This is a genomic window from Streptomyces sp. NBC_00457, from assembly GCF_036014015.1.
In the GTDB taxonomy this organism is placed as follows: domain Bacteria; phylum Actinomycetota; class Actinomycetes; order Streptomycetales; family Streptomycetaceae; genus Streptomyces.
In genome coordinates this window covers 3737766-3750754 of the sequence record NZ_CP107905.1, presented here as the reverse complement: position 1 = coordinate 3750754, position 12989 = coordinate 3737766, and the positions used below count along the sequence as shown (strand labels likewise).

Annotated in this window: 14 protein-coding genes and 1 pseudogene; 10 read left to right on the top strand and 5 right to left on the bottom strand. The window is 69.8% G+C overall.

All coding sequences use genetic code 11. The features are described from left to right. Nucleotides 1-78 precede the first annotated feature (78 nt). Nucleotides 79-519, bottom strand: a complete 441-nt coding sequence (gene mce / locus OG828_RS16795) for a methylmalonyl-CoA epimerase (RefSeq protein WP_210572649.1) — start codon at nt 517-519, stop codon at nt 79-81. A 147-nt stretch (nt 520-666) separates the two neighbouring features. Here mce and OG828_RS16790 point away from each other — a divergent pair, with 147 nt between their 5' ends. From OG828_RS16790 to OG828_RS16775, 4 genes and pseudogenes are all read left to right on the top strand, one after another. Further along, nucleotides 667-1869 carry an acetyl-CoA C-acetyltransferase gene (locus OG828_RS16790; RefSeq protein WP_328356802.1) on the top strand — a complete coding sequence of 401 codons (1203 nt, stop codon included), beginning with the start codon at nt 667-669 and terminating at the stop codon, nt 1867-1869. A 34-nt stretch (nt 1870-1903) separates the two neighbouring features. Further along, complete coding sequence (gene meaB / locus OG828_RS16785) at nt 1904-2860, top strand: methylmalonyl Co-A mutase-associated GTPase MeaB (RefSeq protein WP_328501605.1); 957 nt, start codon at nt 1904-1906, stop codon at nt 2858-2860. Nucleotides 2861-3087: 227 nt separating this feature from the next. Further along, a pseudogene (locus OG828_RS16780) lies at nt 3088-3411 on the top strand (winged helix-turn-helix domain-containing protein); the annotation flags it as partial. Then, nucleotides 3408-4823, top strand: a complete 1416-nt coding sequence (locus tag OG828_RS16775) for a sensor histidine kinase (protein WP_328501604.1) — start codon at nt 3408-3410, stop codon at nt 4821-4823. The pseudogene OG828_RS16780 and the gene OG828_RS16775, both read left to right, overlap by 4 nt. 8 nt (nt 4824-4831) lie before the next feature. On the opposite strand, the gene OG828_RS16770 is transcribed toward OG828_RS16775, so the two are convergent. The 4 genes from OG828_RS16770 to OG828_RS16755 form a co-directional block, all read right to left on the bottom strand. Next, on the bottom strand, nt 4832-5308 hold the full coding sequence (locus tag OG828_RS16770) for a MarR family winged helix-turn-helix transcriptional regulator (protein ID WP_210572664.1): 477 nt from the start codon (nt 5306-5308) through the stop codon (nt 4832-4834). A gap of 92 nt (nt 5309-5400) precedes the next feature. Next, nucleotides 5401-6156, bottom strand: a complete 756-nt coding sequence (locus tag OG828_RS16765) for an AIM24 family protein (protein ID WP_210572975.1) — start codon at nt 6154-6156, stop codon at nt 5401-5403. 35 nt (nt 6157-6191) lie between these two features. After that, nucleotides 6192-6842 carry an AIM24 family protein gene (locus tag OG828_RS16760; RefSeq protein WP_328501603.1) on the bottom strand — a complete coding sequence of 217 codons (651 nt, stop codon included), beginning with the start codon at nt 6840-6842 and terminating at the stop codon, nt 6192-6194. A gap of 1 nt (nt 6843) precedes the next feature. Further along, nucleotides 6844-7476, bottom strand: a complete 633-nt coding sequence (locus OG828_RS16755; RefSeq protein ID WP_301987603.1) for an AIM24 family protein — start codon at nt 7474-7476, stop codon at nt 6844-6846. Between the two features lie 194 nt (nt 7477-7670). On the opposite strand from OG828_RS16755, the gene OG828_RS16750 reads away from it, so the two are divergent. The 6 genes from OG828_RS16750 (at nt 7671) to OG828_RS16725 (ending at nt 12987) form a co-directional block, all read left to right on the top strand. After that, complete coding sequence (locus tag OG828_RS16750) at nt 7671-8015, top strand: DUF3817 domain-containing protein (RefSeq protein ID WP_328501602.1); 345 nt, start codon at nt 7671-7673, stop codon at nt 8013-8015. Beyond that, the gene (locus OG828_RS16745) at nt 8012-8305 is read left to right on the top strand and encodes an MTH1187 family thiamine-binding protein (protein ID WP_328438509.1); all 294 of its coding nucleotides are present in this window, start codon (nt 8012-8014) and stop codon (nt 8303-8305) included. The genes OG828_RS16750 and OG828_RS16745 overlap by 4 nt, the downstream gene beginning before the upstream one ends. A 162-nt stretch (nt 8306-8467) precedes the next feature. Then, nucleotides 8468-9220, top strand: a complete 753-nt coding sequence (locus tag OG828_RS16740) for a hypothetical protein (RefSeq protein ID WP_328501601.1) — start codon at nt 8468-8470, stop codon at nt 9218-9220. Further along, nucleotides 9217-9897: a DUF4166 domain-containing protein gene (locus tag OG828_RS16735; protein ID WP_328501600.1), complete on the top strand. Its 681-nt coding sequence runs from the start codon at nt 9217-9219 to the stop codon at nt 9895-9897. The genes OG828_RS16740 and OG828_RS16735 overlap by 4 nt, the downstream gene beginning before the upstream one ends. After that, nucleotides 9894-10544: a TetR/AcrR family transcriptional regulator gene (locus OG828_RS16730; protein WP_328501599.1), complete on the top strand. Its 651-nt coding sequence runs from the start codon at nt 9894-9896 to the stop codon at nt 10542-10544. The genes OG828_RS16735 and OG828_RS16730 overlap by 4 nt, the downstream gene beginning before the upstream one ends. A gap of 631 nt (nt 10545-11175) precedes the next feature. Next, nucleotides 11176-12987, top strand: coding sequence for a glycosyltransferase family 2 protein (locus OG828_RS16725; protein WP_328501598.1), 1812 nt, complete (start codon nt 11176-11178; stop codon nt 12985-12987). Nucleotides 12988-12989 lie beyond the last annotated feature (2 nt).

Sequence of the window (12989 nt, the reverse complement as noted above, 5' to 3'; positions counted from 1 at the left end):
AACCCGGACCCCGGCCAGCGGTCACCACAGGGTTGAGCGGCGACCGCCCCCAACCCTACCGGCCCATATGTACGGCGGTCAGTGCTCAGGTGACTCAACAGGCGCCGAAGTGACCAGTTCTGTCAGGACGCCATGGCAATCCTTTGGGTGCAGGAACGTGATCCGTGACCCCATGGAGCCGCGTCGGGGCTCTTCGTAGAGCACGCGTACGCCCTTGTCCTTGATGTCCGCGGCGTCGGCGTCGACATCCGCTGTGCCGAAGGCGATGTGGTGGACGCCCTCCCCGTTCTTCGCCAGCCACTTCGCGACGGTGGAGTCCTCGCGGGTGGGCTCCAGGAGCTGGAGGTAGGACGCCCCGCCGTCGGACGTATCGTTGATCTTGAGCATGGCCTCGCGTACGCCCTGCTCCTCGTTGATCTCGGAGTGGAACACCTCGAAGCCATACGTGGCCCGGTAGAACTCGACGGTCTTGTCGAGGTCGAAGCAGGCGATCCCGATGTGGTCGATTCGCGTCAGCATGAAGTCAGTGCAGCGCTACGGGAGCGGTTACGCAACGTGCGCGCGATCACACCGACTGCCGGATGACGCGGTGGACTACCGCTCAGTACATTCGAAGTAAACCCTCGTTCACTCCTCAGCTGTGCAGCTGAAAGGGGATCGCACCTCATGTCTGGAACGAACACCACGACATCCGTCATCGTCGCGGGTGCCCGCACTCCGATGGGCCGGTTGCTCGGCTCGCTCAAGTCGTTCTCCGGGGCCGAGCTTGGCGGCTTCGCGATCAAGGCCGCCCTCGACCGTGCGGGGATCGGCGGCGACCAGGTGCAGTACGTGATCATGGGCCAGGTGCTCCAGGCCGGGGCAGGGCAGATCCCGGCACGCCAGGCCGCGGTCAAGGCGGGCATTCCGATGAACGTCCCGGCGCTCACCGTCAACAAGGTGTGCCTGTCCGGCCTCGACGCGATCGCGCTCGCGGACCAGCTGATCCGCGCCGGCGAGTTCGACGTGATCGTGGCCGGCGGTCAGGAGTCCATGACCAACGCCCCCCATCTGCTCCCGAAGTCCCGCGAGGGATACAAGTACGGGGCGATCGAGATGCTCGACGCCATGGCGTACGACGGTCTGACCGACCCGTGGGAGAACGTCCCCATGGGCCAGTCGACCGAGAAGCACAACACGAAGCTGGGCATCGCGCGCCCCGAGCAGGACGAGATCGCCGCCCTGTCCCACCAGCGCGCCGCGGCCGCCCAGAAGAACGGCGTCTTCGAGGCCGAGATCACCCCGGTCGAGATCCCGCAGCGCAAGGGCGAGCCGGTCGTCTTCAGCCAGGACGAGGGCATCCGCGCCGAGACGACGGCCGAGTCGCTGGGCAAGCTGCGCCCGGCGTTCGCCAAGGACGGCACGATCACCGCGGGTTCGGCCTCGCAGATCTCCGACGGTGCGGCGGCCGTGGTCGTGATGAGCAAGACCAAGGCGCAGGAGCTGGGCCTCGAGTGGATCGCCGAGATCGGCGCCCACGGCAATGTGGCCGGTCCGGACAACTCTCTCCAGTCGCAGCCGTCGAACGCGATCCTGCACGCCCTGAAGAAGGAGGGCCTGGAGGTCGCGGACCTCGACCTCATCGAGATCAACGAGGCGTTCGCGGCGGTCGCCGTCCAGTCAATGAAGGACCTCGGAGTGTCCAGCGAAAGGGTGAACGTCAATGGTGGCGCGATCGCCCTGGGCCACCCGATCGGCATGTCGGGCGCCCGCCTCGTGCTGCACCTGGCGCTGGAGCTGAAGCGCCGGGGCGGCGGTGTCGGCGCAGCCGCGCTGTGCGGCGGCGGCGGGCAGGGTGATGCGCTCGTCGTGCGGGTACCCAAGGCCTGATGTCGATTTCGAAGGCGAGCTGAACGGAGCTGTGATGCAGGACGTCTCCACGCTGGTGGCCCAGGCCAGAGAAGGCCGGCCGCGGGCCGTGGCCCGGCTGATCTCCCTGGTGGAGGGGGCGTCCCCGCAGCTCCGCGAGGTCATGACGGCGCTGGCCCCGTTGACGGGCAACGCGTACGTCGTCGGCCTCACCGGCTCACCGGGTGTCGGCAAGTCGACATCTACGTCGGCGATGGTGACGGCGTATCGCAAGCAGGGCAAGCGGGTCGGCGTGCTCGCCGTCGACCCGTCCTCGCCGTTCTCCGGCGGCGCCCTGCTCGGCGACCGCGTCCGCATGTCGGAGCACGCCTCCGACCCCGGCGTCTACATCCGCTCCATGGCGACGCGCGGCCACCTGGGCGGCCTCGCGTGGTCCGCGCCGCAGGCGATCCGCGTACTGGACGCGGCCGGCTGCGACGTGATCCTGGTCGAGACCGTCGGCGTCGGCCAGTCGGAGGTCGAGATCGCCTCGCAGGCGGACACGAGCGTGGTCCTCCTGGCCCCCGGCATGGGCGACGGCATCCAGGCGGCCAAGGCCGGAATCCTGGAGATCGGCGATGTGTACGTCGTCAACAAGGCCGACCGCGACGGCGCCGACGCGACCGCCCGCGAACTGAACCACATGCTCGGCCTCGGCGAGTCCCGGGGCCCGGGCGACTGGCGCCCCCCGATCGTCAAGACGGTCGCCGCCCGTGCCGAGGGCATCGACGAGGTCCTCGAAGCGCTGGAGAAGCACCGCGCCTGGATGGAGGAGCACGGCGTCCTCGCCGAGCGCCGCCTCGCCCGCGCCTCCCGCGAGGTCGAGACCATCGCCGTCACCGCCCTCCGCGAACGCATCGGCGACCTCCACGGCGACCGCCGCCTGAGCGCGCTGGCGGAGCGGATCGTGGCCGGGGAACTGGATCCGTACGGGGCGGCGGACGAGCTGGTGGCGGGGATCACGGCGGGCTGACGATCGCTACGCGGCCGGCGCCTTCAGCGGACGGCCGGAGCAGCGCCCCCGAAGGGGCGCGGGGCTGTATCGATATGCGGCTCCGCCGCGTGGGCGCGACCAGCCACGACGGGCCCGCAGCCGAACGACGGCCGAGCGTTCGTCAGTCGTCGCTGCGGTCGTCGTGGTCGTCGTCGGCACGGTCCGACTTGTCGTGACGGTCGTCGGTGTCGTCGTCCGCCCTGCCGGCCCTGATGCGGCGACGGCAGGGCGCCGGGGCCTCGCCCGTGCACGTCCACGGCGAGCTGAAGGTCGACACCGCCGCCCGCCGGGTCTTCCTGGCAGAGGACGAAGTCGCTCTGACCGCCAAGGAGTTCGCGGTCCTGGAGCAGCTCGTGCTGCGGGCCGGCGAGGTGGTGTCCAAGGCCGAGATCCTGGAGCACGTCTGGGACTTCGCGTACGAGGGCGACCCGAACATCGTCGAGGTGTACGTCAGCACCCTGCGGCGCAAGCTGCGCGCCGGGCTCATCCGGACGGTGCGCGGCGCCGGCTACCGGCTGGAGACGGCGTGAGACGACGGCTCTTCGGCTCGGTACGCTCCCGGGCGACACTCGGCGCCACCCTCGTCGTCGCCGTGGCACTGCTCGCGGCCGGTACCGCCGTCCTGCTGTCCCTGCGGTCCAACCTCGTCGGCGAGGCGGGCACGCAGGCCGAGCGGTCCGCGCGGGAGGTGGCCGCCGACCTCGCGGCCGGGACGGCGTACGACCAGCTCTCCCTGGACGACGACCAGCCGGTCCAGGTCGTCGACGCGGACGGCAGGCTCGTCGCGGCCAGCGAGAAGCTGGAGCGGATCAGCGGGACGGGCACGGACGCGGTACGGCCGCAGACGCCGGGGCGCAGCCCGGTGGCGGGCGACGACGACGATGACGACGACGCCGACGACCAGTCCCTGGAACCCGGTGAGATCGGTCGGAATGCCAAGTTCCACGACGGTTCCGCGACCATCGAGGGGGAGACGGCCGACTACCGGTTCGCCGAGGTCCCTGTGGAGGTCCCGGGCAAGGGTGCGCTGACCGTCTACGCGGGCGCCCCGCTGTCCGCCGAGCAGAGCGCCGTCAACACCGCGCTGACCGTCATGCTGATCGGCTTCCCGCTGCTGCTCGGCGTCGTCGCGGGCGTGACCTGGCTGGTCACCCGGCGTGCGCTGCGCCCGGTCGAGGGCATCCGCGGCGAGATGGCCGCGATCACCGCCTCCGAGGACCTGGCGCGCCGCGTGCCGGTGCCGGACACGCACGACGAGGTGGCCAGGCTCGCCCGGACGACGAACGAGACGCTGGCCGCCCTGGAGGCCTCCGTGGAGCGCCAGCGGCGGTTCGTCGCCGACGCCTCCCACGAGCTGCGCAGTCCGATCGCGTCGCTGCGCACCCAGCTGGAGGTGGCCGCCGCCCACCCGGAGTTGCTGGACCTGGACGGGGCGGTCGCCGACACCGTACGACTGCAGCACCTGGCCGCCGACCTGCTGCTGCTGGCCCGGCTCGACGCGGGGGAGGGGCCGGCCGGCACACGGGTGGACCTCGCCGCGCTGGCGCGGGAAGAGGCCGCCGGCCGGGCAGGCGTGACGGTCGAGGCCGCCGATGCGGTGGAAGTGGCTGGATCACGCGGGCAGCTGGGGCGGGTGCTGGCCAATCTGCTGGACAACGCGCAGCGGCACGCCGGATCGGCGGTCACCGTGGCCGTGCGGCGGGACGGGGAGCGTGCGGTGGTCGAGGTGGCCGACGACGGTGACGGGGTGCCGGAGGCCGACCGGGAGCGCATCTTCGAGCGGTTCGTACGGCTGGACGCCGCCCGCAGCCGTGACGACGGCGGCGCGGGGCTGGGCCTCGCCATCGCCCGGGACGTCGCCGTACGCCACGGCGGCACGCTCACGGTGCGGGACGCACCGGCAGGCGGAGCCCTGTTCGCACTCCGCCTGCCGCTTGCCTGATCAGGGCGTCAGGGGCGCCCTCGCTGCCCGCGCAGGTGCTCTGCGATCGGCTTCAGCGCCTTGTCGAGCTCGGTCAGTGCCTCGGGGGACAGCAGATCGATGAAGTGCCTCCGCACAGACGCCACATGATGGGGCGCGACCTTCTGCATCGTCTCCATGCCGTGCTCGGTCAGCACCGCGTACAGCCCGCGGCGGTCGGACTCGCAGTTCTCGCGCCGCACCAGGTCCGCGTTCTCCATGCGGGTGATCTGGTGTGAGAGGCGGCTCTTGGACTGGAGGGTGGCGGACGCGAGGTCGCTCATCCGCATCCGTACGCCCTCCGACTCGGAGAGATTCACCAGGATCTCGTAGTCGTTCATCGTCAGGCCGAACGGCTGCAGGTCCTTCTCGAGCTGGTACGTCAACAGCCTGTTGACCTCCAGGTGGGTGCGCCAGGCGCACTGCTCCGCATCGGTCAGCCAGCGCGTGGCCGTCTCGGTCTCCATGAATGAAGTCTACCTAAAATGTTGAAAGGCGAACTAGTGAGGGTGGTGTGACTGCGTGCACGCGTTCGACGTCACACTCCGCAGACTACCGCTCACAGCCCGAAGCGACGCTGGAGGTCCCCCAGCTGTCCGGGAAGACGCGGTGCGCCGGCTTGCTGTCCGGGCCCTGTCTGTCCCCCATGGCCACCGGGTACGCCGGCCTGCTGCGGGACCGCCCCCGTGGCCTGCTCGGCCATCAGGGTCTCGGTGGACTGCAGCAGGACCGTACCCGCTCCCACGAACTCGAACTGATGCTCCTCTCCGGAGGCCCCGCCGAGGCCCGTCATCGCACGTAGACCGCCCATCAGGCCCGTCATATAGCCGTGGTCGTAGTGATGGCACGGCGACGGGCAGTCGGCCCAGCCGACGAGCGCCTGCGGGTCCACCCGGATCGGCGGTTCCATGAACACCACCGGGCCGTTAGATGCGGCTATGAACTTGCCGGTTCCGATCAGCGTCAGAAAACCCGGAACGATCGACTGCTTGAGCGCGAGACTTGGCTGAAAAGCGAGGAGGTTGCCCGAGCGAATGGTCAGATTGCCGTTCTCGAGGTCGTACGGATTCACGTCGAAGGCCCGGTCGGCGAGGAGCATCTTGCCCGAACCCTCCGCCACGACCCAGTCGCTCGCGTGCAGAGGCGAATGAAACGACGTACGGACAAGACGGTCCAAACGGCCGTGCCCGATGCCGTTGAAGTCGATCGAGCCGTAGTAGGCGATCATCTTCCCCTTCTGCAGGAACCACTGGGAGCCCTTGAGCTCCACGCAGAAGGTGTACGCGTTCACGTTGTCGTCGGCGGGCAGGGTCATCGGGTCGTGGACGACGACGCCCGGGGTTCCGTAGGTCACAGCTTCTCCTCCGAGGCCTGGACGTACACCGCGCCGTTGCCGCTCAGCTCCAGCTGGAACGCCTCGCCGGAGCCGCGGCCCACCATGTCCCGCCAGCCCAGGGCCGTGGACAGCTTGTTGCGTACGTCGCCGTGGTGGGCGACGTAGGCTTGCGGGTCGACATGGACGGGACGCTGGGGGGTGATCGGTATCTCGAAGACACCGCCGTGCGCCATCACCGCGACCGCGCCCTGCCCCTTGAGGGTGGTGGTGAACAGCCCCTGGCCCGACACCTGGCCCCGCACCATGCCCATCACGCCGCCCTGCGACCCCAGGAACATCGTGCCCTGCTGAAGCGTGCCCTCGAAGGCGAGCAGCCGGTCCGCCTCCACACACAGCGTGTCGCCGGCGAGGTGGATCACCTGGACGTGGTGGCCGCCGTGCCCGAACAGCACCGTGCCGCTGCCCTCGACGGTCATCAGGGGCGTGTCCTCGTTGGCGACCCGGCGCCCGATCATCGACATGATCCCGCCCTGGCCCCCGGCCGTGTTGGGCGTGAAGGACACCTCTCCCTTGTAGGCGAGCATGGCGCCGCGCTGGCTGAACAGCCGCTGGCCGGGCATGACGGTCGCCTCGATCATTTTCGAGTTGATCTCACGGAAGCCCATGTCACACATCCCCCGCGACGGTGTTCCGCTCACTGGGCTGGACATACACGAGCCCATCGCCCTCGAAGCGGATCTGGAAGGCCTCACCGCCGCCCTCGCCCATGAACGTGCGGAACGTCACACCCGACTGGAACGACTGCCGCAGATTCCCCTGATGCGCCACATAGGCCCCCGGGTCGACGCTCAGCGGATACTGCGGGCTCACCCGCAGCGCCACAGCCGGCCCGTCGGACATGATCGCCGCCTGACCGTGGCCCTCAACCGTCGTGGTGAACAGCCCGTTGCCCTGCGAGGCGCCGCGCACCCCCGTGAAGGACGTGCCCGTCCGCAGCCCGGAGTCGGTCGCCAGCAGGTTGCTGGACTCCACGTACAGCTTGTCCCCCTGGAGACTCACGAGGTTGATCTCGGACGCCCGGTCCGCGAACCAACAGGTCCCCTGCCCCCTCACCTCCATCACCGTCATCTGCTCCCCGGTGATCCGCCGCGTCACCATCCCGCGGATGCCCTCACCGCCGCCGCTCAGCTTCTTGAAGGCCATCTGCCCGTCGTACGCGACCATCGAGCCGTTCTTCGCCTTCACGGCGTCCCCGGTCATGTCGACGGCGAGCACCTTGCTGCCTTGAAGTCGGAACATCGCCACGGTGCGAAGGTAGCCGCAGCCGGTGTCCACCAACAGGTCCCACGGGTGGAGATCGACCCTGACCGCACCCCTAGGGGCGGAGCGGGCCCCACCCCCGGCCACGCGCACCCACAGTCGTTTGCCACAATGGGAGGACGTTTGTGCTCGTGTTCACAAGCAGTCGACGCCTCTCCCACCGAAGGTGACCCGTGGACCTCAAGACCGCCGCCGCCCTCCGCCGCCTCCGCCTCGTCTCGGTCCCCGAGGCGGTGTCGTTCCTGATCCTGCTCCTCTGCTCGGTGCTGAAGCGGACCACCGAATTCGACGCCGTCCGCCCGATGGGCATGATCCACGGCGTCCTCTTCATCCTGTACGTGATCTTCTGGGCGGACGCCTGGAACCGCACCAAGTGGCCGAAGAAGACGGCGGCGCTCTACTTCGTCCTCTCCGTCCTCCCGGCCGGCGGCTTCTTCGCCGAGCGCAAGCTCAAGCGCGAGGCCGAGAACGCGGTGATCGCCTCCCGCGCCCGCAACGAAGGAATCGTGAACGCGTGATCGTCGCCTTCTCCGTGACGCCGCTGGGTGTCGGCGAGGACGTGGGGGAGTACGTCGCCGACGCCGTCCGCGTGGTCCGCGAGTCGGGCCTGCCCCACCGCACGGACGCGATGTTCACCTCCGTCGAGGGCGACTGGGACGAGGTCATGGACGTCGTCAAGCGAGCGGTCGCCGCCGTAGAGCAGCGCGCCCCGCGCGTGTCCCTGGTCCTCAAGGCGGACATCCGCCCCGGCGTGACCGACGGTCTCACCTCCAAGGTGGAGACGGTGGAGCGACACCTGGCCGAATAGCCGGCACGCACACCAGCACCGAACCCCGGCCCGACACGGGCCGGGGTTTTCTCGCCCCATCCCTTTGAGCGATCGCTCAAACAGCTGCTACGCTCCCGCCCAAGACAGTTTGAGCATCCGCTCAAAAACAAACCCACTCCGCGCTCACCAGGGGGATGAACGATGGGTCTCTACATAGAGGCATTCATACGCGCCGACCTCGACGACCTCTGGACCCACACCCAGGACCCCTCCCAGCATCAGCGCTGGGACCTCCGCTTCACCGAGATCGACTACCTCCCGCGCACCGAGGGCGAGCCGCAGCGCTTCCGCTACGCCACACGCGTGCTGCCCTTCCTCACCATCGCCGGCACCGGAGTCTCGGCCGGCGAGAAGGAACGCCCCGACGGCACCCGCACCTCGGCCCTGCGCTTCGCCTCCCGGCACCCCCTCTCCCTCCTCGCGGAGGGCAGCGGCTACTGGCGCTACGTCCCCGACGGCGACGGAGTCCGCTTCCTCACCGGCTACGACTACCGCCCCCGCTGGGGCGCCGTCGGCGCACTGGTCGACCGCCTGGTCCTCCGCCCTCTGATGGGCTGGGCGACGGCATGGTCCTTCGACCGCCTACGCCTCTGGCTGGAGCGCGGGATCACCCCCGAGCGAGCCCTCCTGAACTGGCTGGCGGAGATGACCGTACGAGCCCTGATCCTCACGCTCTCGGCCACGGCCCTGCTCAAGGCCTCCTCTCTCACCCTCTTCGGCCCGTTCGCGCCGACGATGGCGTACGTCTACCCCCTCTTCCTGACGCTCGCCATCTGCACGGCCCTCCTCAAGTCCCCCCTCGCCTGCACGCCCGCCGCCCGCCGCTGCCTGCGCACCCCGCCCACGCGCGCGGGTGCCCCGCGTGTCCTGCGCACGCTGAAGGAGCTGTCATGACGTCGATCTTCCGCGCGGTGATGGGCACGGACTTCGACCGCCTCCACCCCCAACTGCAACGCCGCTTCTCCGTGGGCCTCTCAACCGGCGAGGCGTGTACGGGACAAGGCGTCATGGACCGCATCTGGCACGGCGGCCCCTGGCTCAAACCCTTCCTCACGCTCGGCACCACCCGGAACATCCTCGTCCCGCGCACCGGCCGGAACGTCCCCTTCACCATCGAGAACGTCCCCTACGTGGACACCTACGGCCGTGAGACGGTGACCTTCGTGCGCACCTTCGACCTGCCCGGCGGCCCCCGCCGCTTCGACGCCCAGATGGTGCTGAGCCCCAAGGGCGACCGCATCCTCGACTACCTCGGCACCCACCAGCACCTGGCGACCGACCTCCACTTCACCGCGGAGCCCGACGGCTCCCTCCTCATCAGCTCAGGCGAACACCGCTTCCGGGAGGGCCCGGTGGACGTACGCGTCCCCGAACTGATCGGCGCGACGGCGCAGGTACGTGAGAGTTACGACGACGACACGGCCCGTTTCCGCATCCAAGTCCAGGTCGTGAACCGCTACTTCGGCCCGCTGTTCGGCTACGAGGGTTCATTCAAGGCGACGTACACAAACACACAACGATGCGGTGTACGCCCCGGACTCCGCCCCGTCCGCGAGGAGTCACGCGCATGAGCCCCGAGACGGCGAAGTCCCTCGAAACCAAGACCAAACTCCTCGAGGGCGCGCTGCGGACGCTCACCGAGCAGGGCATCGCCAAGACCTCCGCCCGCACGGTGGCGGCCGCCGCCGGGGTCAATCAGGCGCTGGTCTTCTACCACTTCGGTTCGGTGGACGAGTTGCTGGCAGCGGCATGCAGATACGGCGCGGAGCAGACAGTGGCGCGCTACCGCCCCCGCCTGGCCACCGTCACGTCCCTCTCCGAACTCCTCACCGTCGGCCGGGAGATCCACGAACAGGAACGCGCCGGAGGTCATGTCGCCCTCCTCGGCCAGCTCCTCGCCGGCGCCCAGACCCACGAGAACCTCGGCCCGGCCACGGCGGCGGGGCTCGACCTGTGGATCGTCGAGATCGAGAAGGTCCTCACCCGGGTCCTGACGGCGACACCCTTCGGGGAGTTCGCGAACCCCGCGGGGCTGGCGCGCGCGGTTGCCGCGTCCTTCGTAGGCATCGAACTGTACGAAGGGGTGGACGCGGCCGGGGCGACCGCCGCGCTGGACGCCCTGGAGCAACTCGGGTCTCTCGTCGGGGCGTTGGAGGAACTGGGGCCCGTCGCGCAACGAGCAGTACGCCACCACCTACGCCGGACCAGCCGACGCTGACGCCCCGGCACCCGGCGCGGTGGCTGGGGTGGGGGCGTTCGCGCAACCCGGCGCTGACGGGGCACCGCCTGCGCCCACCCGTGCCGCCCCAGGCGGCACGCATGCCCGCAGCTTGGGCGGGACAGCAGCCCGCAGCTGGGGCGGGCACGGCCGACCGCCCCAGCGTTCCGCGCACCCGCAGTCGCCCACGCGCCCGGACGGCCCGGCGTCCTGCTGCGCACGCGACCACGGACCCGCGGTCGCCCACGGCGGGAAGGGGACGCGGTGGGGGTGTCCGCCCGCAGCGGTTGTCGCGTCAACACGGGCACCTCTGTCACCGACCGAGCCGCGACGTTCCGAGGACGGACACCCCCACCGCGGCCCCGACCCACCCCACACCGAAGGCGCTACGCGCACCCCCACTCACCCGCACCCCCCGCCGGGAGGCATCCCACCGACCCCGCCGCACAGACCCCACAACCTGCACCCCCGCCGCCGCCGCAAGCACCCCCACAACCCCGCACCCCCATACCCGCCCCACCGCCGGAGGCACCGGCACCCACCTGGACGCGTCCAGTTCGACACACCCCCAAAACTCCACTTTTGTATGGGTATCGACTAGTTCGATCACCCCACACAACTGGAGGACGCTGTGCGGCAGCCGGAGGGCTACGACTACGACACCCACAGCCGACTGGCAGGACCGCTCACGGAGCCGTCGGACAAGGCGTACCGGGTCCAGTACATATCGCTCCTCGCCCGCGAGCCGCACCGAATACGGGCGATCCTGCTCATGACCCTCGCGCCGATCCTCACCGGCGCCCTCCTCGTGTACCTCGTATGGCCCAGCCACTGGGTGGACCGCGACGGCGGCGACGAGTGGCTGGCCGCCCTGGACGTCACCATGCTGATATCCATCGGCCTCATCGAGCTTTTCATGGTCGTCAACGTCGCCTCCGTCGCCCACGCCACCATGGTCGCCCGCGACCCCGTCCCGGTCTTCCCCGAACCCGGCACCCGCGTCGCCTTCCTCACCACCTACGTCCCCGGCAAGGAACCCCTAGACATGGTCCGCGCCACCCTCGAAGGCGCGACCCGCATCCACCACCCCGGCCCCCTCGACGTCTGGCTCCTCGACGAGGGCGACGACGCCCAGGCCAAAGCCCTCTGCACCGAACTCGGCGTGCGGCACTTCACCCGCCGAGGCGTCCCCGAGTGGAACCGACCGGACGGCGTCCACAAGGCCCGCACCAAGCACGGCAACTACAACGCCTGGATCGCGATGCACGGCGCGGAGTACGACTTCTTCGCCTCCGTCGACACCGACCACGTCCCGCTCCCCAACTTCCTGGAGCGGATGATGGGTTACTTCCGCGACCCGGACGTCGCCTTCGTCGTAGGCCCCCAGGTGTACGGCAACTACCACAACCCGGTCACCAAGGCGGCGGAGTCCCAGCAGTTCCTCTTCCACGCGCTGATACAACGCGCGGGCAACCGCTACCGCGCCCCCATGTTCGTCGGCACGAACAACGTCGTACGCATCGAAGCCGTGAAGCAAATAGGCGGCCTCTACGACTCGATCACCGAGGACATGGCCACCGGCTTCGAACTGCACCGCACCCGCAACCCCCGAACCCGCAACCACTGGCGCAGCGTCTACACCCCCGACGTCCTCGCGGTCGGCGAGGGCCCCGCCTCCTGGACGGACTTCTTCACCCAGCAGATGCGCTGGTCACGCGGCACCTACGAGACGCTGATCAAGCAGTACTGGAGGGCCCCGGGCAAGATGCCCCCCGGCCGCTTCCTCTCGTACACGCTCATGCTGGTCTACTACCCGATGACGGCGGTCAACTGGTTCCTCGGCATCCTCAGCTGCGTCCTGTTCCTCTGGTTCGGCGCCTCCGGCACCCAAGTCGCCGCCTCGGTCTGGCTGATGCTCTACAGCGACGCCGCCGCCCTCCAGATCGGCCTCTACCTCTGGAACCGCCGCCACAACGTCTCCCCGCACGAACCCCAGGGCTCCGGCGGCCTGGCCGGCATGGCGATGTCGGCCCTCTCGGCGCCCATCTACCTCAAGTCCTTCGGCGAGGCCGTCCTCCGCCGCCCCAGCCGCTTCGTGGTGACACCGAAGGGCGACGACGCCAGCCCGGACCGCCTGCTCACCTTCCGCATCCACCTCTTCTGGGCGGGCCTTCTCGCGACCTCCCTCACCGCGTCCGTGATCCTCGACAACACGCACGCGGCGATGCGCACCTGGGCGCTCCTGGCCACGGCGATCTCCCTGGCACCGGTCGCCGTATGGTGCTCCACCCTGCTCAAGGAGCGCAGGCAGCCCCCGCCGCTGCCCGTCCTGCACGCCCCGCCCCGCAGAGGCGAAGAAGCCGAACCCGCGCTCGCCGGCAACAGCGCGGGCGCCACGGTCTCCAGCACCACGGTCTCCAGTTCCACGACGGGAGGCAACTAGGC